At 33.8% G+C, this 22,411-nt stretch carries 16 protein-coding genes; 11 read left to right on the top strand and 5 right to left on the bottom strand.

Features of this window, described 5'->3' with window-relative positions; all coding sequences use genetic code 11:
• Positions 1 to 2: 2 nt before the first annotated feature.
• Together B5X62_RS10380 and B5X62_RS10375 are read left to right on the top strand one after the other, a co-directional pair.
• The gene (locus B5X62_RS10380; protein WP_079667362.1) at positions 3 to 788 is read left to right on the top strand and encodes a glycosyltransferase family 2 protein; all 786 of its coding nucleotides are present in this window, start codon (positions 3 to 5) and stop codon (positions 786 to 788) included.
• On the top strand, positions 766 to 1,812 hold the full coding sequence (locus B5X62_RS10375) for a CgeB family protein (protein WP_144038359.1): 1,047 nt from the start codon (positions 766 to 768) through the stop codon (positions 1,810 to 1,812). Before B5X62_RS10380 ends, B5X62_RS10375 begins: the two co-directional genes overlap by 23 nt.
• On the opposite strand, the gene B5X62_RS10370 is transcribed toward B5X62_RS10375, so the two are convergent.
• From B5X62_RS10370 to B5X62_RS10360, 3 genes are read right to left on the bottom strand one after another with little or no spacing between them, the layout of a single operon-like run.
• Positions 1,801 to 2,649, bottom strand: a complete 849-nt coding sequence (locus B5X62_RS10370; protein ID WP_079667360.1) for a hypothetical protein — start codon at positions 2,647 to 2,649, stop codon at positions 1,801 to 1,803. The two genes, B5X62_RS10375 and B5X62_RS10370, sit on opposite strands and share 12 nt — an antisense overlap.
• A 3-nt stretch (positions 2,650 to 2,652) precedes the next feature.
• On the bottom strand, positions 2,653 to 4,728 hold the full coding sequence (locus tag B5X62_RS10365; RefSeq protein ID WP_079667359.1) for a glycosyltransferase: 2,076 nt from the start codon (positions 4,726 to 4,728) through the stop codon (positions 2,653 to 2,655).
• A gap of 20 nt (positions 4,729 to 4,748) precedes the next feature.
• The gene (locus B5X62_RS10360) at positions 4,749 to 5,687 is read right to left on the bottom strand and encodes a glycosyltransferase family 90 protein (protein WP_245797180.1); all 939 of its coding nucleotides are present in this window, start codon (positions 5,685 to 5,687) and stop codon (positions 4,749 to 4,751) included.
• A 68-nt stretch (positions 5,688 to 5,755) separates the two neighbouring features.
• On the opposite strand from B5X62_RS10360, the gene gltX reads away from it, so the two are divergent.
• Positions 5,756 to 7,267, top strand: coding sequence for a glutamate--tRNA ligase (gene gltX, locus B5X62_RS10355; RefSeq protein ID WP_079667357.1), 1,512 nt, complete (start codon positions 5,756 to 5,758; stop codon positions 7,265 to 7,267).
• Positions 7,268 to 7,341: 74 nt separating this feature from the next.
• On the top strand, positions 7,342 to 8,298 hold the full coding sequence (locus tag B5X62_RS10350) for an acetyl-CoA carboxylase carboxyltransferase subunit alpha (RefSeq protein ID WP_079667356.1): 957 nt from the start codon (positions 7,342 to 7,344) through the stop codon (positions 8,296 to 8,298).
• Positions 8,299 to 8,360: 62 nt separating this feature from the next.
• Here B5X62_RS10350 and B5X62_RS10345 read toward each other — a convergent pair whose 3' ends face one another.
• Positions 8,361 to 8,927: a DUF6759 domain-containing protein gene (locus B5X62_RS10345; protein ID WP_079667355.1), complete on the bottom strand. Its 567-nt coding sequence runs from the start codon at positions 8,925 to 8,927 to the stop codon at positions 8,361 to 8,363.
• Between the two features lie 138 nt (positions 8,928 to 9,065).
• On the opposite strand from B5X62_RS10345, the gene tsf reads away from it, so the two are divergent.
• Both tsf and B5X62_RS10335 read left to right on the top strand, forming a co-directional pair.
• Positions 9,066 to 9,887: a translation elongation factor Ts gene (gene tsf / locus B5X62_RS10340; RefSeq protein WP_079667354.1), complete on the top strand. Its 822-nt coding sequence runs from the start codon at positions 9,066 to 9,068 to the stop codon at positions 9,885 to 9,887.
• 144 nt (positions 9,888 to 10,031) lie between these two features.
• A complete protein-coding gene (locus B5X62_RS10335; protein ID WP_159447649.1) occupies positions 10,032 to 12,650 on the top strand; it encodes a T9SS type B sorting domain-containing protein in 2,619 nt (872 codons plus the stop codon).
• A 71-nt stretch (positions 12,651 to 12,721) separates the two neighbouring features.
• Here the strand turns inward: B5X62_RS10335 and B5X62_RS10330 are convergent, their stop codons facing one another.
• Entirely contained in the window at positions 12,722 to 13,183 is a 462-nt protein-coding gene (locus B5X62_RS10330) for an Lrp/AsnC family transcriptional regulator (RefSeq protein ID WP_079667352.1), read from the bottom strand.
• Positions 13,184 to 13,329: 146 nt separating this feature from the next.
• Between B5X62_RS10330 and B5X62_RS10325 the strand changes: the two genes are divergently transcribed.
• From B5X62_RS10325 to B5X62_RS10305, 5 genes are all read left to right on the top strand, one after another.
• Positions 13,330 to 14,535 (top strand): aminotransferase class I/II-fold pyridoxal phosphate-dependent enzyme, encoded by a 1,206-nt coding sequence (locus B5X62_RS10325; protein ID WP_079667351.1) that lies wholly within the window; start codon positions 13,330 to 13,332, stop codon positions 14,533 to 14,535.
• Between the two features lie 157 nt (positions 14,536 to 14,692).
• Positions 14,693 to 17,074 (top strand): choice-of-anchor L domain-containing protein, encoded by a 2,382-nt coding sequence (locus B5X62_RS10320; RefSeq protein ID WP_144038358.1) that lies wholly within the window; start codon positions 14,693 to 14,695, stop codon positions 17,072 to 17,074.
• A 91-nt stretch (positions 17,075 to 17,165) separates the two neighbouring features.
• On the top strand, positions 17,166 to 19,658 hold the full coding sequence (locus tag B5X62_RS10315; RefSeq protein WP_144038357.1) for an IgGFc-binding protein: 2,493 nt from the start codon (positions 17,166 to 17,168) through the stop codon (positions 19,656 to 19,658).
• A gap of 138 nt (positions 19,659 to 19,796) precedes the next feature.
• On the top strand, positions 19,797 to 21,425 hold the full coding sequence (locus B5X62_RS10310) for a T9SS type B sorting domain-containing protein (RefSeq protein ID WP_079667348.1): 1,629 nt from the start codon (positions 19,797 to 19,799) through the stop codon (positions 21,423 to 21,425).
• Between the two features lie 131 nt (positions 21,426 to 21,556).
• Positions 21,557 to 22,348, top strand: a complete 792-nt coding sequence (locus tag B5X62_RS10305; protein ID WP_079667347.1) for a hypothetical protein — start codon at positions 21,557 to 21,559, stop codon at positions 22,346 to 22,348.
• Positions 22,349 to 22,411 lie beyond the last annotated feature (63 nt).

Here is a 22,411-nt window from a genome sequence, read left to right as displayed (position 1 = left end):
TCATGAAATTCGCTTTATTAATATCAACTTACAATTGGCCTTCTGCATTGGATAAGGTTTTACAATCCGTTCAAAATCAAACGTTGAAGCCGAATGAAATTTTGATTGCGGATGACGGATCAAAAGAAGAAACCAAAACTTTAATCGAAGATTGGAAGCAAAAAAGCAAAATTCCTATTAAGCATTTTTGGCAAGAAGATGATGGTTTTCGCAAAACAATTATCATGAACAAAGCTGTTGCAGGAACGGATGCCGATTATATTGTTCAGATAGATGGTGATATTATTTTAGATAAAAACTTTATTAAAGATCATATTTCTGAGAAGCAAAAAGGTTTCTTTTTAAATGGCTCTCGGTCTTTAATTTCAGAAGAAAATACCCATAAAATTTTAGCAGAAAAAGAACTTCGCATGGATTGGGTTTCCAAAAATGTGAAAAATAAAATCAATGCGACTCGATTTCCTTTGATGGCAAACTTTTTTAGAAAAGACCATTTTAAATCCAATAATGTAAAAGGTTGTAACTTTTCATTTTGGCGTAAAGATTTCATTTCGGTTAACGGTTACAACAACGATATGTCTGGTTGGGGACATGAAGATATCGAATTGGCTGCACGTCTCAATAACCTTGGTGTAAAGCAAAGACGAATAAAAATGCGTGCAATTTGCTATCATCTTCATCATGATTATTTTGATCGTAAAAACGAACAAACGAACTTCTCAACCTACGAAAAAGTAGTTGAAGAAAAAATTGTTACTTGTAAAAATGGCTATCAACAAAGTATTTGAAAATAAAACCATTTTTTTTGGAATGCCAAAAAGATATGGTATTTACAAACTAGTTATCAAAAATCTAGAATTAATGGGTTTCAAAGTTATTGATATCAGCTTTGATGATGAACATTTTTCTTATAAAAACTTTGGTGAAAAGCTTCAAAATTTAATTCAAAAAACATTTTTAGGAAATAAAAATTATAAACAAGAACTCAAGTTTCAACATCAAAAAAATACAATCTCTAATAGAATTAATGTTGTAAACAATGTTGATTTTGCACTTCTCATTCGTCCAGATCTTTACCCAGAAAGTGTTATAAAATCGATAAAATCTAAATCTAAACTATTGGTTGGGTACCAGTGGGATGGGCTAAATGTTTTTCCAAAAGTAAAAAATTTAATTCCATTGTTCGATCGGTTTTTTGTGTTTGATCCTCAAGATGTTGGTGTTGAAAAAAGTTTAGGGATTACAAATTTTTATTTTAATCAAGATATTTTTAGTTCTAAAAAGCAGGACGAAAATTTGGATCTGTATTTTATTGGTGTTTATACCGATTCTCGAATGGATTTTATACTTGATTTTCTAAGAAAAATTAATGATTGTCATCTTAAAATTCGTTTTGAAATATTCGTTGATAATTTAGAAGAAGTCAAGAAAATACATCGCAATATTCCAAATCTACATTACATTACGGAAAAAATTAGTTTTGAAGACGCTTATCGACGTGGGCAGAGTGCGAAAACTTTTGTTGACTTTTACAATCCAAGACATAAAGGTTTGTCACTTCGAGTTTTTGAAGCTTTGGGAATGCACAAGAAACTAATTACGACGAACGCTGAAATCACAAAATATGACTTGTATAAACCAGAAAATATTTTGGTTTACGATTCTTCGATCACGTCTGAAGTGTTACGCGATTTCCTTTCCAGCTCAATCGTTAATTCTGATTCTGAACTAATTGAAAAATACTCGTTCGAAAATTGGATAAAAAATGTGTTAGATTACAAACCTCGAATAGATATAAATTTACCCCAATAGTTTCATAAATCCGCTTAAGAAAGGATACTTAACTACAGTTTTCATTTGAAATTCTGAAAGTTTATTAAATTCTTTAATTTGATATCCTTTAATTCTTGAAACACTTTGCCATTCATTTGGTGTAAGTGGATGAAAGTTTTTCCAGTTTTTGTAATTAGTTTTATCTAGAACTCGCCAGTTTTCATAAAACTGATTAACATCAAAGTCCTTCATGTGTCCCCAATTTCTAATTTTTTGGCTAATTTCTGCCTCACTTCTTGCCCAAGATTGATGGACAACTAAAGTATCGGTTTTTACTAATTCTTGCTCTAGATTAGCTCTTGCATATTGATAGGCAGGTGCATTAGTTGCTAGCCAAATTAATTCTTTAATAGGATTTACAACATACAACTCATCTCCGTTTTCTTTAAAAAGCATCACAATTTTACCAGCTACAGAAAGTTCTTTTCCTGGCATTTCTTTGGAAATCTGTTTAAGCTTATTAACGAAATTTTGGATATCAATAATATATTCATCAGAATCTATTTGAATATACCAATCGCATTTTCCCATACGTTCGGAAAGCATTCGTCTTTCTCTGGTATCGCAATCTATTGTTGAAAGTTCTGACACATAAAAGTTATCTCTATAAATGGTAATTTTCTTTTTGGAATCAAAATCTTTTATCCACTGAAAAAAAGAATCTGGAATTGTAAAGTCTTCACCATTCCACGTTTTAAAATTTTGATCTATTGCAAGGTAAATTTCACTAATGTCATCACAAGAATATATTAATGGAAGTGCAATTTTCAAATATTCATAATCATAAGAGATTAGAAATCCAGCTTTTATAATCATTGTTTATTTAATTAAATATTCAAAAATTTCTTTGATGTTTTCGTCTTGTTTTTTAATGGAAAAATAGCTTAAACCGTCTTCGCTATTTTTATGAAGATTATTCCATTTTTCTTCATTAGTGTAAATTTCTAAAATATTTTTTGCAAAGGCTTCTGGATCTGATATTTCAACAACTAAAGCATTTACGTTGGGTTTTAATTTCATACCTTCAACTCCAATTGTGGTCGAAATTACAGGAATCTGATACTCCAAAGCTTGTCCTATTTTCCCTTTCACACCTGCGCCGTATCGTAAAGGTGCGACAAAGGCTTTTGCTGTCGTAAAATAGTCATCAATTTCTTGTTGGTAGCCCAAAATTTGAAACTGCGGAGAATGTAAAGCTTTTATTTCATCTGGAACACTTCCACCAATAATGTAAACTTTGATATCTTTATTTTCTTTCCAAACGAGCGGCATTATGTCATGATGGAGATAAATAACCGAATCAATATTAGGTTTATGGTTGAAACCGCCAATAAAAACCAATCCATCACGTTCCGAGAAAGGCTTTTGAGTAATATTAGTTTTAACACTATGTATATTACTTACGATAAAAATATTATCTTTTTTGAAACCTTCATTTATTAAAATTTCTTTTTCTTGTTCGCTAATTGCAACAATTACATCGGCATTTTGAAGCGCTTTTTGCTCTAGTTCACGAACTTCTTTTTCTCTCTTTTGTCTTCTCCTTGTTTTGGTGAAAAAGTCTTTTTCTCGGTCAAATCGCAAATAGTGCAGATCTACCATATCATAGATTATTTTGGCATCAAAACCAATTTTCTGAATAACATCTAAATAATATTCATAACCTTCTGGACGGAAAATCCATATGAAATCTACTGCTTTTCTTATTTGTTTAAGCTGCTTTTCCGCACGGATAATCATTTTTTTTGGAGTTAAATAATCTCTTATAACTTCAACACCAAGTTTTTGAAACATATCTAGATAAACAAAATCCCCTTCCGAAACTCCATTTTTAATGAGTAAATAAACTTTATGATTATTGGCTATTAATATTTTTACAATTTCAGTGAAACGATTGGATCCAGAATCTTGATCAAATTTTGGCATATATTCTTCAACAATAAGAATGCTTTTATCATAACCTTTATTATCATTGATTCGGTAGTTTTCAGGCCCTTCTTTCCAATTCGTTTTTAGATAGTTAGTCCATTTTTCATAGAAGATTTTTGAGTTACGATTTAAAAGATTTTTCTTATCCAAACTTATGTTTTGATAACTAACATTTTCGAAATGTAATATTTCTGATTTCGGCTGATAATAAATTTCTAAGCCTTGCTTATGCTTTAGAGTCATGCACAAGTCATTTTCCTCATAATAAGCGGGTGCAAAAACTTCATCAAAAAGATTTAGGTTTCCTTCAGCATCTTTTCTTTTAAAAAGTAAACTGCAACCAGAAGCGTAATCTACTTTTCTTATAAAACTGAATTGAGGTGCGTCAATAGATTGCGTTGCACCGCGATTTACAATGATTTCATTTTTGAAAACCAAACAACCAGCTTCTTGTAAAGTACTATTGCTGAAAATTAATTTAGAGCCAACTGCTCCAACATTTTTTTGTTCAGAAAAAACTTCTAAAAGTACTGAAAGATAATTTTTTTGAACTTTTGTGTCATTATTTAGAAGGTAGACGAATTCTCCTTCAGCGTATTGAATTGCTTTATTTACACTTTTAAGAAAACCTAAATTTTCTTGATTGTTAATTAGTTTTACACCTTTAATTTTAGAGATTATTGCAGCGGTATCATCTGTACTGCAATCGTTAACTACAATTATTTCTTTTGGAATATGATCTTCATTTTGAAAAATCGAGTATAAACAATTTAAAGTGTAATGTATTTGATTGTAAACTGGAATAATAATACTTACTTTCGGATCGGAGCTTTCCTCAAAACTAAACGAATTATTTTCAAAAAAAGAAATTTCTTTTAAGCTAGCATCAATTGATTTAAAAGTTTTTTTAAACTTAATATCTTTTTTAAGTTTTTTAAACTGTTTTTTTATATTCCAAAACTTCATAAATTCTACCTTCTAATTTCTTATACTAAATTAAAATACTTCTTCAAAACCAAAAGTGCAATTAAATCTTCTAAATTTTGGTTGCTAAATTTCGCTCTAAATTCTTTTGCATTTTCAATAATTAATTTAGCTTCATTTGGATGATCTATATAATATTGTAGTCTTTCTTCGAGGTCCGAGTAGTTATCTGCAATTTGCACATAGTGCTCATTCGGGATCAAAGTTCCTTCCATATACCAAGTTTCCATTTTTAACTTTGGCGTTACTGCTAAGGAGTTAGAGCACATTATCCATTTAAGATTGGTTGCTACATCGTTACCTTCAAGACTCAGAACAAATTTATTTTTTAAATGTTCGTCAATCGATATTTTAGGTTTCAACCATTTTTGGTCGCCTCCACTTTTGTTAACTTGTCCAAGATCACAAAGTGGATTTTCAAAATATTGATTAAAAAAATCAATGCGATGTTGCTGATGAACCGCTGCTCTACCAATTAATTTATTGGTTTTAGAATCAAAACTTTTAGAATCATTGACCGACACAAAATGTCTCGCTTTATCGAGGTTTAAAAGAATATTATTCTCGTTATTTCCTGCAATCGGGCGACTTTTTGTAATCATTGGGATTGGCAAAATCGTGTTAACATCACCAAAGGCGTAATCAATCAAAAGATTCTCATCGAAATAGCGTGCGTATTCGTAAGTATCAAAATAGTACGACTTGGGTGTTTTAGGATGTTTTAGATCTTTAATCTGTGTCCCAGAATGTGTAACTTTTTGTTTTTCTGACAATTTATTATAGTAGTCAACGCGATATTCAGCAACCTCCAAATCTCTATTACTCAAAGTTTTACGAAGAGCATTAATTTTTTTTTCAAGATTTTGTTTTGGAAGAAACTGCGTTGAGTAGCCTTTTATATAAAATAAAATTTTATTGTGCTTTTCTACTTTTGTCATCATACAAACTTAGCTAAAATTAACATAATCTCTTCATTTTTCGTAAATTTGCACTCTAAATTTTTCAAACAATGGAAAGAGTAAGAGTCCGTTTTGCGCCAAGTCCTACAGGTGCTTTGCATTTGGGTGGTGTAAGAACTGCATTATATGATTATCTTTTCGCTAAACATAACGGAGGCGATTTTGTATTAAGAATTGAAGATACCGATACGGCGAGATACGTGGAAGGTGCTGAAGATTACATTATGAAATCTCTGGAATGGTGCGGATTAATCCCTGATGAAAGTCCAATCCATGGTGGACCTTACGGACCTTATCGCCAGTCAGAAAGACGCGATATTTACGATAAATATACAGAGCAAATTTTAAAGACAGATTACGCTTACATTGCTTTTGATACGCCAGAAGAATTGGATGCGATTCGTTCTGAATTTGAAGCGAAAGGTGAAGTTTTTGCTTACAACAATTTCACGAGAAATCGTATGAAAAATAGTTTGACACTTTCTAATGAAGAAGTGGAAAAACTAAAATCAGACGGCGTTCCGTATGTTGTGCGTTTCAAAATGCCAGTTGGTCGTCAACTGAATATGGAAGACATCATTCGTGGAAATTTCAGTGTAAATACTGATACTTTAGATGATAAAGTTTTGGTGAAAAATGACGGAATGCCAACTTACCATTTTGCCAACATTATCGACGATCACGAAATGAAAATTTCTCACGTTATTCGTGGTGAAGAATGGTTACCGTCTATGGGACTTCACGTTTTATTGTATGAAGCAATGGGTTGGGAAGCTCCGCAATTTGCACATTTATCATTGATTTTAAAGCCTGAAGGTAAAGGAAAATTGAGCAAAAGAGATGGCGCTAAATTTGGTTTCCCTGTGTTCCCGATGGATTTCAAAGATCCCGAAAGTGGTGATGTTTGGAAAGGATACAAAGAATCAGGCTATTTCCCAGATGCGTTCATCAATATGGTTGCTTTGTTGGGTTGGAGTCCTGCCAATGATAGAGAAATCTTAACAATGGATGAAATGATTTCTGAATTTGATCTTCACAAAGTTCACAAAGCAGGTGCTAGATTTAATCCTGAAAAAGCAGTTTGGTTCAATCACGAATATTTATTAAAAAAATCAGATGCTGAAGTTTTAGAATTGTTCAAAGAATTGGATGAAGTTAAAAATTCAAGTTTAAATGATGATACTTTGTTGAAAATTGTTTCTTTGATGAAGGAAAGAGCAAGTTTCATTAAAGATATTTACAACGATAGCAAATTTTTCTTCGAAGCGCCAACGTCTTACGACGAAAAAGCAAGCAAAAAAGCATGGAACGAAGAAACAGGGAAGTTAATGCAAGAATTAGCTGATCAACTTCAAACTTTAAACTTTGAACCAGAAACCTTAAAACAAGGCATTCACGATTTTGCAGAAGCAAAAAGCCTCGGAATGGGCAAAGTGATGATGCCACTTCGTTTATCATTAGTTGGAGAATTAAAAGGACCAGATGTACCAGATATTCTTTCAATTCTTGGAAAAGAAGAAAGTATTTTGAGACTTAAAAATGCTATTTCTAACATAAAATAATACATTTCGTTTTCGAAAAAATTTAGATGTTATAAAAAAACGCTATTTTTGAAGATTGAATTCTTATACAAACAATGGAATATTTAGATTTTGAACAACCGGTAAAAGACCTTATGGAGCAATATGACAAATGTGCTCTAGTAGGTGAAGAAAGCGGTGTAGATGTTAAAGAATCTTGCAAAAAGATTGAAGATAAAATTCTTGCTACCAAGAAAAAAATATACGGAAACCTAACGCCTTGGCAACGTGTGCAACTATCTCGTCACCCAGACAGACCATACACTTTGGACTATATCAAAGGGATTGCTGACGAAGATAGCTTTGTGGAGTTACACGGCGACCGCAACTTTGGTGATGATCCTGCCATGATTGGCGGACTTATCAAAATAAACGGTGAAAGTGTGATGATTATCGGGACTCAAAAAGGTAGAACAACCAAAGAAAGACAACATCGTCGTTTTGGAATGTCTAACCCTGAAGGTTACCGTAAAGCTTTGCGTCTTATGAAGTTGGCGGAGAAGTTTAACATTCCGATTGTGACATTAGTAGATACGCCGGGCGCTTATCCTGGTCTAGAAGCTGAAGAGCGTGGACAAGGTGAAGCAATTGCAAGAAATATTTTGGAAATGTGCCAAATGAAAACGCCAATTATCACCATTATTATTGGAGAAGGCGCTTCGGGAGGTGCATTAGGCATTGGTGTTGGTAACCGTGTCTATATGTTAGAAAACACTTGGTATTCTGTTATTTCGCCAGAAAACTGTTCAGCAATTCTTTGGAGAAGTTGGGAATATAAAGAAACTGCAGCCGCTACAATGAAGTTGACAGCGCCTGACATGTTAAAAGAAAAATTGATCGATGCTATTATCCCCGAACCACTTGGAGGAGCGCATTATGATCCAAAACAAACTTTTGAAAATGTTAAAGAAGTGATTCTTAAAGACATCAAAACTTTATCAAAACAATCGGGAGATCGACTAATGAAAGATCGTCAAGAGAAGTTTATCGATATGGGAGAATTCAAAGGATAAAAAAATAAAAACGCTTCAAAAATTTGAAGCGTTTTTTTATTGATTTTTAAAATTAATTTTAATTATTTATTACCAAGTGTAATAATTGTACTTGCGGTAATACTTTTATTAGAAGTATACGAAGCGCCACAAATAGAAGTTGTTAAGTTATAATTTCCTTTTTCGATAAGGATATAATTTTGATTTTTAGACGGTACATTCAGATTGTAATATTTCTTTTTCCCTGCAACTTTTACCACTAACTCACAAGAAGATCTGTTTACGATTTGTAAAACTGCTTCTTTAGAATATTTATTATCATTAAATAAGTTCGTCAAAATAGCTGCTGTTTTCTCCGCACTTTCTGATGTTTTCGACTTGCTAATATTTTTTTCAAGTTTATTAGTTGTCAGTTTAGAAACTTTAGGTTTTGCTTCTGTATCGTTACCAGAGCCCGAACTACTTACAACTGTATATCGCATACCTTGAAGTTTCTTTTTTAATTCCGGAACTTTTGGATGCTTGGGATTCGCCGTTATAAAAGATTGCACCACATTAGGGTCATTAGAATTCATCGCTGCAAATACACTTACCTGCGCATAATACATTCCTGAAACCGCAATCATAACAAGTAAAACTATTTTCTTCATGGATCACAAAATTACATTTACAATTATTTAACGTAGATTCTATCTTTTTAGTTTGTGGATATTTTAGTATATTTGCCACGCAAAAAAAATCGATTAAATATATCACTTTTTTTTAAAATTTAAAAAATCATTACAAATATGTATACACCAGTAGCAGCAGACGTAGCAAAGCTAAGAAACACAACAGGAGCAGGTATGATGGACTGCAAAAAAGCATTAGTAGAAGCAGAAGGTGACTTCGAAAAAGCTATCGAAATCTTAAGAAAAAAAGGACAAAAAGTTGCCGCTAATAGAGCTGACAGAGAGTCAACAGAAGGTGCTGTAATCGCTAGAGTTAACGAAGATAACACGTTAGGTGCTATTATCTCTCTTAACTGTGAGACTGACTTCGTTGCTAAAAACGAAGCTTTCGTAGAGTTAGCTTACGAATTGGCTGAAATGGCTATCACAGCTGCTTCTAAAGAAGAATTATTGGCTACAGATTTCCACGGTATTACTGTTGCTGATAAATTAATCGAGCAAACTGGTGTTATCGGAGAAAAAATCGAAATCGGTGCTTTCGAAAGAATCGAAGGTCCTTTCGTAGGTGCTTATATCCACGCTGGTAACAAAATCGCTGCTATCACTGCGCTTTCTGCAAACGTAGATGGCGCTGAAGAAGCTGCAAAAGCTGTATCTATGCAAGTTGCTGCGATGAATCCTATCGCACTTGACGAGACTCAAGTTTCTCAAGAAACTATCGACAAAGAATTAGAAATCGAAAGAGATATCTTAACTAAAGAAGGTAAACCTGCTAACATTATCGATAACATCCTTAAAGGTAAAATGCAGAAATTCTACAAAGACAACACTTTGGTACACCAAGCATTCATCAAAGATGGTGGTATGTCAGTAGCTGATTATGTAAAGTCAGTTAACAGTGATCTTAAAGTTGTAGGATTCGTAAGAGTTAGCCTATAATCTTAGATTAAATCTTTAAAAACATAAAAACCAGTCAATTAATTGACTGGTTTTTTTTATATCTTGCACCAAAAAAAATATTTCATGGCAAAACGGTTTGCTACATTATTACTATTTTTATTTTCTTTGTTCTGTTTTTCACAAATGGATTCAGAACATTGGTTTGCGCCAATGGCTAGCAATACACCAGCAAATGGAAAAGGTTCTCAGTTAATCTACTTATCTACTAATAGTATAATACCTGTAAATATTAAGATCTATGGAGGGAATAAATTACTCGGAACTATAACTATTAAGAAAGGAGACCCTCAATTCTTTTACGATTGGGATAAAAGCCAAATCATCGTTGAAAACAATGATGAGAAAATGAAAGTTCTAAACAAAGGTGTACATCTCGTTGGTGATGGCAATTTCTACGCAAACTTGCGGTTTTCAATTCCTGAAGAAGCAGAAATGGTTACATCCAAAGGACGTTCAGCCCTTGGAAAGACATTTTTTTTAGGTATGCAAAAGGGTAAAGTCAGATATAGTAATAATATCGCATCAATTCTCGCTACAGAAGACAATACTACTGTCACACTTTCAAATTATGAGCCAAGTTTAGTTTTCACAAACGATAAAACACCAAATACTGCGCAAAAAACTATATTATTAAATAAAGGAGAATCTTACATTTACGAAGTTGATAATATCAATGCTAATAATGCCAGCTTTGATGGGCTAATCGGCGCAAAAGTACAAAGTGACAAACCAATTAGTGTCACATGTGGAAATTTCTTAGCAGGTCTAAACCAAGGAAGAGATTATTATAATGACATTTTCATGGATCAAACCATTCCCGTTGAAAAAATCGGAACGGAGTATATCCTTATGAGTGGATATGGCAGTATTGCAGACGCATCTGTCATGGAAAAAACTTTAATCGTTGCATCGGAGGATAATACCGAAGTTTTTCTAAATGACAACAAAACAGGAACACCTGATTTCATTTTACCAAAAGCAGGTTCTTTTCAATTTGTAAAAAGTCTTAATTACAAACCTTCTGACCCTGTCAATAACGTATATTCTTTATATGTAAAAACATCAAAACCAGCCTATGTATATCAAATTTTAGCGGGAAGCCCTATTTCTGATATCAGTTCTGGCGCAATGAGCATCATCCCTCCCCTATCATGTCTATTACCCAGTAAAATTGACGAAATAGCTAGCATTAACGAAAACCTAACTATGGATAGCAATGGAAACTATGTTGACAATGATGTAAAACTAAATATCATCACACAGAAGGGCGCCAATGTTTTCTTAAACGATTCTAAAGCAAATATCAATGGTCCTTTCCCAATATCTGGAAATAATGATTGGGAAGCTTATACTTCTTATCACGTAACTGGTACAATTACCGTCTCTACTGATAATAAAAAAGCAGTTACATTTGGTATTGCGGCTGGTAATGGATCAATCGGTTATGGTGGCTATTTCGCTGGTTTCAACGTCGAGCCATACATTACTGGTGTGGGAGATTGCGATGATTTTAAATATTTAGAAGTTCAAGATAATTATGACGAATATGAATGGTACTACTCTCCAGATCAAATAAATTGGACAAAATTAGCAGAGACTAGTAATCGCTTAGATCCATTAGGCGTCTATGGCTACTATAAATGTAAAGTCATAAAGCAAGCTTGCTCGACATTTCTATTTTCAGATGTTTTTCTATATAAAAGCTGTACAGTAGTTGGACCACCACAATCTTACACACTAAGTTTTTGCGAAAGTCTGTCCCCACCAATTACCCCAAAATTTTCAAAAAAAATAGGAGCTCCTATCGACATTATTAAAACTAAAATAACCAAGGATCCTGAAGAAGGTAAAGCTTACATTGATAATCTAGGAAATATACATTTCGAAGCAGAGAATAGCACATTAGAAAAGGTTACTTTCACATATTATTTTGAGGGATATGGAAGTTTTCCAGATTCGGAAGAAGTGACAGTTACAATTAATTTAACCCAAATTAAAGTTGAGAATAAAGAGATTTTTTCTTGTGTTGACAGCTCTGGACTTGCAACTTATAATTTAAAAGATTTTGAAACAACAAGTACAGACCCTACTATAACAAAATTTGAATATTTTACAGACAAAAATCTAAGCAACGAAATTCCATCATCAGAATTAAACAATTATAAATCTTCACCCAATACAATTATTTATGTCAAAGTCTCAAATGCGGCAGGTTGCTATCGTATTGGAGAATTATCACTAAAAACCTATACACCTCCTGTGATTTCGATTCAGATTAATGGAAGATCTGCGACTATAAATGCGACAGGCGGCCTACCTCCGTATCAATATGCGATCGAAAACTCGAAAGAATTTATTGATTTCCAAGATAATAATGTATTCAACAATTTACCAATCGGACTTAACACAGTATATGTTCTATCTTCTGATAAATGTACTAAAGCAAGCCAAGACTTTATGATTACGCAACTTCTTAATGTTATTACACCAAATGCAGATGGTTACAATGATATTTTGGATTATAGTGAGATGAAATACAAAAACAACTTCTCTATTCAGATTTTTAATCGATATGGTTTGGAAGTATACAAATCTAACGGGCAAAAATACACTTGGGATGGCAAACTAAATGGCAAATCTTTACCTACAGACACCTATTGGTACATTATCCAGTGGGAAGAGCCAAAAACACAACAAACATTTCAGTTTACAAATTATTTATTATTGAAAAATAGTAATTAAAATTTATAATGTAAAAAAATCAATTAATTTACTAGAACATAAAAACCAGTCAATTAATTGACTGGTTTTTTTTATATGATAGAAACCGCTGTTGTTGATTTGACTTCGCCAATAACAAAAGCACTGTGAGAACTTCCGATATGTTTGACAACGGTCAACTTGTTAACTATAAAACTTCGATATTCTTTAATATTAGCAACGCCGATTTTTAGAATGTAATCAAAATCTCCACTCACATGGAAACAATCCATCACTTCTTGTAATTCCAAAATTTCTTTTTCAAACTCTTGCAAATACTCTTTTTTGTGCTGCGTCAATTTGATGTGACACAAAACGACAAAATCTCGATTAACCAATTCTTTATCAATTAATGCAACATATTTTTTGATAACTTTGTTCTTCTCAAGCTTCCTAATTCTTTCGTACACTGCAGTTGCAGAAAGATTAAGTTGATTAGCAACTTCTTTAGTTGTCATTTTTGAATCTTCTTGTAGAAGCATCAAAAGTTTTTTGTCAGTATCGTCGAGATTCATAAAATTTTCTATTAAGTAGATAGTTTCAAATCAAATTTACGCAATAAAATCTAACAAACAATACAAAGATTGTAATATTATCCAAATATTAATCAACAGCTTGTAATAATTAATACTTTCTGCAATATTTGTATAAAATAATCAACGTGAACACATTCGATCCAGCTAACAACATTCAAGATTTACAATACTTTGGGGAATTTGGAGGCGTTAATCCTTCCATTTCTGATAGTTCGACGTATACATTTTTATCAGCCAAAACGATGTTTGACACCTTCGAAGGCAATACAGATGGATGTTATCTATATTCTCGCCACTCCTCTCCTAGCAATTTGTACTTGGGAGAAGCTCTTGCGCAAATGGAAGCAACAGAAGCTGCTAATGTAACCGCGTCGGGAATGGGTGCGATAACGTCGGTATTAATGCAACTTTGCAAATCAAACGATCATATTGTATCGAGTAGAACAATCTACGGCGGGACTTATGCATTCATGAAGAATTTTCTTCCAGATTATAATATTAATACAAGTTTTGTTGATATTACAAAATTGGATTTGTTGGAGGCAGCCATTACTCAAAACACAAAAGTATTGTATTGCGAATCTGTTAGCAATCCGCTTTTGGAAGTTGCTGACATCGCAGCTTTATCGCAAATTGCAAAAAAACACAATCTAAAACTAGTTGTTGACAATACCTTTTCTCCGTTATGTATTTCTCCTAAAGAATTAGGCGCTGATGTGGTTATCCATAGTTTAACAAAATTCATTAACGGAAGTAGCGATACAGTTGGCGGTGTTATTTGTGGAACGCAAGATTTTATCAACGATCTTAAAAATGTCAATACTGGTGCTTGTATGCTTCTTGGTCCGACCATGGACAGTTTGCGTGCTGCCAATATTCTTAAAAACCTAAGAACACTTCATATCCGAATGAAGCAACATAGCCACAATGCACTTTATCTTGCCGAAATGTTCGAAAAAGATGGCTTGGTTGTTAAATATCCAGGTCTTAAATCTCATAAAGATCATCAGCTTTACAAATCGATGATGCGCGAAGAATATGGCTATGGCGGACTGTTGACGCTCGATGTTGGCACAACCCAAAAAGCCAACGAAGTCATGGAAATGATGCAATACGAAAACCTTGGTTATCTTGCTGTAAGTCTTGGATTTTATAAAACATTATTTTCTGCATCTGGAAGTTCGACCTCATCAGAAATACCAGAAGAGGAAAGAAAAAGCATGAGGCTGTCGGACGGACTTATCCGCTTTTCTATTGGACTGGACAACGACATCAAACGTACTTACGAAAAAATGCGCGCTTGCCTAGTTTCGACACAAATTTTACGCTAAATCATTTTCATATTTTTATTTAGAATCCCAAGTTTTTACGAGCTTGGGATTTTTATTTTGTTTTAAAATTATTTTATTAGCATTAAAGAATTTAACAATATTAAATATTGTAATTTTGTTGCCCCGAATTCTCAACAAGAAAATCGGAAAGCAAAAAATGTGTAAAAATCTACTCCATAAACTTTTATTTTTTAATCTAATAATATTTGGATATTTTTCATCAAATGCCCAAAGTATTAGTATTAATACAACTTCATATACGCCAGACCAACTCGTTAAAGATATTTTTGTGGGGAACAATCAAAGTTGTATTGCTGTTGACAATATTCGCGTATCTGGAAAAGAATTTAGCAATGGAGATAAAAGTTGGGGATATTTTAACAAAGCTACTTCTGACTTTCCTATTAAAGATGGTATTATCTTATCAACGGGAAGAGCTAGAGCTGCGGCAGGTCCCAACTCCTACATACAAAGCGAAGGAGACTCCAGTTGGTTATCAGATCCCGATCTTTTCGAAATGTTGACCAATGCAGGTTTACCTACTGATCATCTATTAAATGCAACTGTTCTAGAATTTGATTTTACATCTTATAATAAAAACAGTATTGCTTTTGATTATATGTTCTTGTCAGAAGAATATCGACCAGATAATTGTGATTATTCTGATGCTTTTGCTTTTTTAATAAAAAAAGCGGACAACTCTGAGCATTACAAAAATATAGCTGTCGTACCAGGAACAAATATCCCTGTTACTTCTAAAACAATAAACGGTGCTGAAAAATGCCCCAGCAATGTTCAATATTTTGGTTCTTTTAATGCCTACGACAAACCCTACTATCCTACGCATAATTTCAATGGAGAAACAAAAATCTTAAAAGCAATTGCAAATGTTGAAGTTGGTGTAAAATACAGCATAAAACTTGTTATTGCTGATCATGGTGATACAACGGGCAAATACGATTCAGCGGTTTTTTTAAAAGGTAGAAGTTTTGGAAATAAAGATTTAGGGCCTGACTGGACAGAAAATAATGGCAATGCACTTTGCGAAGGCACCAGTAGAACAATTGACGCAACCGAAGTTGGAGCAACCAATTATACATGGTACAAAGATGGAGTTCAGATTTTGTCAGGTAACTTCCCCACCTATCTTGTTAACTATGAAGATGCTGGACATTACGAGGTGGAAATTGAACTTAATGGCACTTGCAGTATTAAAGGGCAAATTAACATTGAAGGGCAAACGATGCCTAATTTCAAGAATACAACTTTTAAAGTTTGTGATGAAGATTTTGACAACATCTATAATGTGAATTTGGATGATGATAACACGAAACAGATTCTTGACAGCCATCCTAATTTTCAAATTAGGTATTATGAAAATGAGCCAATAAATACGAACAATCCGACCGAAGTTCCAATTAATAAAATAAGTTTTACTACGGATTCCAAAAGTGTCTGGATTTGGGTGAAACCTGGAAATTGTGATCCAGTTACGAAAGAGATAACATTCTCTAAAAATTTGAACAGCACACCGAAGCCTCATTCGGATATTCCAATTTGTGATGATAAACTTGAAGGTTCTAAAGAAATTGACCTTTTGGATTATTATAAAGACATCGCTGATAACATAGAAGGAATACCTCAATTTTATAAAACCGAAGACGACGCAAAAAAGCAAAATAATGTACTTAATAATACTAAAGTCCTTCTAACATCAACCTCACAAAACAAGTATTACATTCGCTATAACCAAATAGGATTTTGTCCTGATGTTGAAGAAATAAAATTTATTCTAAAGCAACCCGCAAAATCTGATATGCCAAAAGAAGTTACAATCTGTAAAAATACAACGACAACTTTAGATGCTGGCGAAGGTCCTAGCCCAAGCACTTTCTTTACATCGTACGAATGGAGTTTTAAAGACCCCATAACACAAACCAATGCTACCACTCAAAAAATTGAAAATATACCAGTTGGCGTATACACCGTAAAACTTGGTTACAATGCTTGCTTTTATACACAAACTGTCGAAGTCAAGGAAGCGCCAACTGCTATTATCGATGCTATCGATATTAATGGATCAACCGTGACTGTTAAAGCTATAGGTGGCACAGCGCCTTACAAATATTCATTGGATGACAACACATTTCCTGGCAACTTCCAAGATTCGCCAACATTCACAAATGTGTCGCTTGGTAACCATACGATCTACGTCAAATCAAATGATGATTGTGGGCTTGTATCTAGAGATTTTTCGGTAGTCAATATTGCCAATGTCATCAGCCCAAATGCCGATGGTAAAAACGATGTTATCAATCTTTCTGAATTATTAAATAAAACCGAAGCACATTTTAAAGTTTATAATCGAAACGGTGTTTTAGTGTTTGAAGGTAATTCTGCCAACCAATTTATTTGGGATGGTAAACAAAACGGTCGTGTTTTACCGACTGGTACCTATTGGTATGTTGCAGATTGGATAGAGCCAACCTCTGGAAAATCACAACAATTAAAAAGTTGGATTCTATTGAAAAATTATTAATAAAACTCGAATAAGTTTTAGTTAAAAAGCCTTTTATCCATAATACTTTTGCCATTTTATCGTTACATTTGTTAGCATAAGTATTATTTTAATGAAAAGGTTTTTATCGGCGTTTATACTTCTATTTTTTTTCACACAGTTTTCCGCACAATTTGATAGAGAACATTGGTTTGCGCCGATGTTCGATGATCAAGGTAACACAAGTCCGCTAACTCAGTTTTTACATTTATCAACAAATTCTGGAACAGAGTTTACGGTATATGTCTACAACAATAATAAGTTAATCTATCAAGCCAATATCAAAAAAGGTAGTCCAGCTACTATTGGCATCGATCGTCAATATATGATCACGAAAGATAATGCAGCTTTAGGAAAAGCTAACACCATGGGACTTTATGTTAGAGCTGACTTTCCTTTTTTTGCAAACTTCAGATTTGGTGTTGATGCACATGCGGAGATTTTAACCTCTAAAGGTGCAGCGGCTTTAGGTCAAGATTTTTACACTGTTGTTTCACCCAATAACTATAGTGATACTAATCTCAATTTTATGACGAGTGTTATTGCAACGCAAGACAATACAGTTGTAAAAATAGATGGATTCAAAAAACCTTTAGTTTTTAATAATGTTCCTACACAGGCTTCATACACGGTAACGCTTAACAGAGGACAATCTTATATCTTGCAAGGAAAAAGTCTTAGTAATCCTAGTAACCTAGATGCTTTTACAGGTGCACATGTAACATCGGACAAACCTATTTCGGTGACCAATGGTAACTTCAATGGGCAACAGTCAAAAATTGCATTTAGTGGAGATGGATCTGACATTCTGATGGATCAATCAGTACCAACTGATAAACTAGGCGACGAATTTATTATCGTTAAAGGTTATGGTAAAATTGGCAACGATATGGAAGGCGCTATTCTAGTCGCTACCCAGCCAAATACCGAAATCTACGTTAATAATGAAACATCACCAATTGCAACACTTGCTAATCCAGGAGACCATTTCAGAATAGACGATACGAAATACAAACCTCAAGGTAGCGATCATTACAATCTATACATCAAAGCAAAGGACAAAAAGAAAATATATGTCTACCAATTAATGGCTGGTGTAGAAAACGACACTCCTGGAGTAAAAGCCGTCTCCACTGGTGGGATGAATTTTATTCCACCGATTAGTTGCTATCTTCCAAAAGTTATTGATGAAATTTCTGATATTGACAAGATTGGTCCAAAATCTTATACTACCAAACTAAACATCATTACGCAACAAGGTGCTACGGTTATAGTAAAAAATGGCGCTACTATTATTCAAACTATTAATCCTTCAGATTTAAAACCTGTTTCTGGTGCAAATGACTGGGGCACTTATTCGATACTAAATGTTACAGGCAATATCTCAGTTGAGTCTACCAAAGCGGTAACTGCTGGTATTTCGGCAGGAGATTCTAATGTTGGTTACGGTGGATTTTTTGCAGGTTTCACTAGAATACCGTTAATTGTCAATGTTGATGAGAAAGCATGCATTCCATACGCTATTTTAGAACTTCCACAAGGCTATAGAAGCTATGAATGGTTCAATGTTGATGATCCTGCGACTGACCTAACAGATCCTGCAAGTCCTCACATTTTTAATCCAAAAAAACCTGGAACATACAAATGTCGTATAACAGAAGGTTCTTGTGATCCTGAAGAAACTTTGCCTTATAAATTTGAAAATTGCAAAAAAGAAGTCACAGACAGTATCTGTGGCGTGCAAACCTTCACCCCAAGTTTTAAATACAATACAGGCGAAGATGTTAAAAGCATTAACATTACAAAACAACCTAGTAAAGGAGAAGTAGAAGTGGCTCTTAACGGCGAAAGTTTCATCTATAAGCCAAAAGCAGATGTTACAGGTGAATCGGACGAAATAGAATACAATATTTCCAACGCTTCCGGAACAGTGACAGAAAAGGTTAAACATACAATTATTATTAACCAAATTATTGCAACAGACACGACCGTTGGAGAATGCTCGACTACAAATTCTGCTAATTTCGATTTAACAGAAACCAATTACACATCTGAGCCAAATTTCAAAAGTGTAAGATACTATATATCGCCAACTGGAGCAGAAAACCAAATTGCATTAGAAGAAATTTCAAGTCCATATCCTGCTTTAGATGGCACAATCGTCTATGCAAGAATTGAAAATACTTTAGGTTGTCATGTTGTCAGAAAAGTGACTTTAAAAATTATGTCAGAACCAGATGTTAAACCTGAAAACTACGCAAAGCAACATTGTGACGAAGAGGATAACAAACTAGATGGCAATTACCAAGCAGACCTTGAAGAGGTCACCAATAGTATTTTGGCTGATAAAGCTGGTTTTACATATAATTATTTTAGAACACAACCGGACGCAAACTTACCAACAACGAGTAACACATTACCAAAAAACACACCTTATGTTTTCACTGCTGGCAATAATAAAATTTGGGTTCGTGTAGAATCTGACTGCGATCTTGTCATCAAAGAAGTTGAATTAAAAATTGGCAACCAAATTCCAGATGCAACTGGCGGAACCGAGACCTATTAAGAAAATGTTTGTAATGATGTTAACGCTTACGATTATCTAAGTAAATTCACTAACGAAACAGGATTAAGTGGAACTTATTACAAATCCCTTTCTGATGCTCAAAATAATGTAGATGGCATAACAGTTAATAATCCAACAATGCTTAGTATTGCAGATGGCGTTAACACTTTCTACTTTAGAGTTTGGAAGGCACCAGCATTCTGTGCAAGAATCTTCAAATTAGAGTTAACGCGTCAAAGTCCTCCTAAGCCAACTTTCGCAGGTGCGCCTTACAGCATTTGTAACGATGGGACTTCGACTTATACTCTAGATGCAGGAGCAGGCTACACTTCATGGGAATGGTATAATGACAATGATCCTAGCACGATGATTATTAACAGTAGAACAATCCCTGTTAAACCTGGTAAATATTTTGTCATTGTTAAATCTACAACTGCACCTTGTCCAATAAAATCTGATATTGTGGAAGTTATCGGCGAACCAGTGCCAGACTTGGATCCAGCTAAATTAACAAGAACTTTTTGTGACCTTAATCTTGATGGCAAAGCAGATGTAACATTCTCAACAGATGTGACACCCTATATCCTTACAAACAGTTCGCATTTTGATGATATTAAATATTATACAAATGCAGCAATGACGACTTCATATCAAATTACAACTGACAATTGGTCTTTTGCAAATGAGACTGTTGATGTTTGGATAAAAGTAAAACCAAAGTATTGCGCAGAAGTTTCAGCACAAATCACCTTAAAAGTCGGCCCTAAAATTTCGTTATTAAAAGATAAAGAAACGATTCCAGAATGTGGTGATCTGGACGGAAAATACACTGTTGCTAATCTTGATAATTACAGAATTAACTTTACAACTGATCAAAGTTTAAATTTTACTTATCACAACTCAAAATCTGGTGCTCAAAATAACAACGATATTGTAACAAGTTCAGATTTAACATTTACAAATTCTAAAACTTATTATCTGCGTATTTCGTCATCAACTGGCTTATGCCCTGTTTTAGCAGAATTAACGATAAACATCAATCGTCCTGAAGCTTCAACAGAACTTAAAGACGAATCGATTTGTAGCGGTACAACGGTTGAATTAAAAGTTGGTTCGGGTTTCAGAAGTCATGTTTGGTACAAAGCGGAAGATCTTAATACACCAATTTGGGATCAGGAAACTTACAATGCTTCAATAGGAAATTATGTTGTGGTTCTTGAAGCTCAAAACGGCTGTAAATATTCTCAACCAGTTAAAGTAACTCAAGCTGAATCGGCAAAAATTACAGCTATAATTATTGATGGTACAACGGTTACAGTAAAAGCAGAAGGTGGTGTTCCTCCATACGAATATGCACTCGAAGGGCCGTCATATTACAGCCCGTTTAGTATCAAAAATGTTTTTCCGGATGTTAGCACACCTGGCCTCTATACGGTATCGGTAAAAACGTCTAGTAATTGTGCCCCAACAACGGCAAACTTTAGTATTCTCAAAATACAGAATACCATTACGCCAAATGGCGACGGTCGAAATGATTATGTTGATTATTCTGAATTAAAATCAAAAACGGATGCTAAGTTTATCATTATCGATAGATACGGCAAAAAAGTATACGATTCTGCAGAGAAAAAAGATTACATCTGGGACGGAAAGCTTAATGGTAAACCGCTACCAAATGACACTTACTGGTACATTTTGGAATGGACAGATCTTGGTGCACCTTCGCCAACTCAGCAAAAAGGTTGGATTTTACTTAAAAACAATTAAAAAATCTATCACTAAAAATTTAATTATAACAAATTAACAATTCTGGGTTAAAGTTTAATATAACTTTAACCCTTTTTACTTATCATAAACACAACAAATAGGGAAAATTCTCAATACTTTTGCTTCTCGAAATGAAACAACTTTTACTACTTTTTATCACGATATTTAGCTTTTCTCTAAAAGCTCAAACTTACAATGGAGAAATCTATTTGAGAGATCATTCCAATCTTTTTCTTAATCAGTTTTATGTAACCAATCTTAATACACAGAACACGGTTTTGGCAGATTATAACGGAAATTTTAGTATTCCTGCAAAAAGTGGCGACGTCATTAGATTCACCTCAATTATCACCGATCGAAAAGACATCACTTTAACCAACGAATTATTAGCATTAAATAAAAACTTCGTTGAGTTGAGCATCGCCTACTACGAAATACAAGAAGTTGTTGTATCGGCCTTTAAAGCCAGCGGAAATTTGAGAAAAGATGTGACAAGTCTCAAAAGTACGGACAAGTCTTACGAACTTCGAAAAGTTATTGGACTACCTGCGCCGAAGGGTGATGGCACCTCGCCTCAAGAGTCGTTGCTAGGCTTCCGCGATGGCGGATACAGCCTTAGCATAAGCAGTCTTTACGATATGTTATCTGGAGAAGCGAAAAAGAAAAAGCGCCTTTATGAATACGAAAAGATGGAAAAAAGCATAAGTGGTATCCAGAAGTATTTTGGCGACGACTATTTTACACGTTTAAAAATTCCTAAAGAATTCATCCCAAATTTCTTGCAATTCATCTATAGTTCAGACAATATTTCTTATTTGACAGAAGCTGGTAATTACGAAGCGGTGAAGCCTTATATCGAACGTTATCTTCCAGTTTATCAAAGACGTCTGCGAAATTCTCATATGGCGGATGCAAATCCTTAATTTCACCTAATTTTTAATCAATAATTAATAATTAAATCATTATTTTTGCACCCTAATTTTAAG

The sequence above is a fragment of the Soonwooa buanensis genome (assembly GCF_900167905.1).
GTDB lineage: Bacteria > Bacteroidota > Bacteroidia > Flavobacteriales > Weeksellaceae > Soonwooa > Soonwooa buanensis.
The sequence above is the reverse complement of the archived record's forward strand: the minus strand, read 5'-3'. Positions and strand labels throughout refer to the sequence as shown.

What these genes read in the sequence shown, in the direction of transcription:
- B5X62_RS10350 (WP_079667356.1), top strand. Translation starts at nt 7,342, where the DNA reads ATGGAATATTTAGATTTTGAACAACCGGTAAAAGACCTTATGGAGCAA.
- B5X62_RS10365 (WP_079667359.1), bottom strand. Translation starts at nt 4,728, where the DNA reads ATGAAGTTTTGGAATATAAAAAAACAGTTTAAAAAACTTAAAAAAGAT.
- B5X62_RS10330 (WP_079667352.1), bottom strand. Translation starts at nt 13,183, where the DNA reads ATGAATCTCGACGATACTGACAAAAAACTTTTGATGCTTCTACAAGAA.
- B5X62_RS10305 (WP_079667347.1), top strand. Translation starts at nt 21,557, where the DNA reads ATGAAACAACTTTTACTACTTTTTATCACGATATTTAGCTTTTCTCTA.
- B5X62_RS10310 (WP_079667348.1), top strand. Translation starts at nt 19,797, where the DNA reads ATGCTTAGTATTGCAGATGGCGTTAACACTTTCTACTTTAGAGTTTGG.
- tsf (WP_079667354.1), top strand. Translation starts at nt 9,066, where the DNA reads ATGTATACACCAGTAGCAGCAGACGTAGCAAAGCTAAGAAACACAACA.
- B5X62_RS10375 (WP_144038359.1), top strand. Translation starts at nt 766, where the DNA reads ATGGCTATCAACAAAGTATTTGAAAATAAAACCATTTTTTTTGGAATG.
- B5X62_RS10335 (WP_159447649.1), top strand. Translation starts at nt 10,032, where the DNA reads ATGGATTCAGAACATTGGTTTGCGCCAATGGCTAGCAATACACCAGCA.
- B5X62_RS10360 (WP_245797180.1), bottom strand. Translation starts at nt 5,687, where the DNA reads ATGATGACAAAAGTAGAAAAGCACAATAAAATTTTATTTTATATAAAA.
- gltX (WP_079667357.1), top strand. Translation starts at nt 5,756, where the DNA reads ATGGAAAGAGTAAGAGTCCGTTTTGCGCCAAGTCCTACAGGTGCTTTG.
- B5X62_RS10320 (WP_144038358.1), top strand. Translation starts at nt 14,693, where the DNA reads ATGTGTAAAAATCTACTCCATAAACTTTTATTTTTTAATCTAATAATA.
- B5X62_RS10380 (WP_079667362.1), top strand. Translation starts at nt 3, where the DNA reads ATGAAATTCGCTTTATTAATATCAACTTACAATTGGCCTTCTGCATTG.
- B5X62_RS10315 (WP_144038357.1), top strand. Translation starts at nt 17,166, where the DNA reads ATGAAAAGGTTTTTATCGGCGTTTATACTTCTATTTTTTTTCACACAG.
- B5X62_RS10370 (WP_079667360.1), bottom strand. Translation starts at nt 2,649, where the DNA reads ATGATTATAAAAGCTGGATTTCTAATCTCTTATGATTATGAATATTTG.
- B5X62_RS10345 (WP_079667355.1), bottom strand. Translation starts at nt 8,927, where the DNA reads ATGAAGAAAATAGTTTTACTTGTTATGATTGCGGTTTCAGGAATGTAT.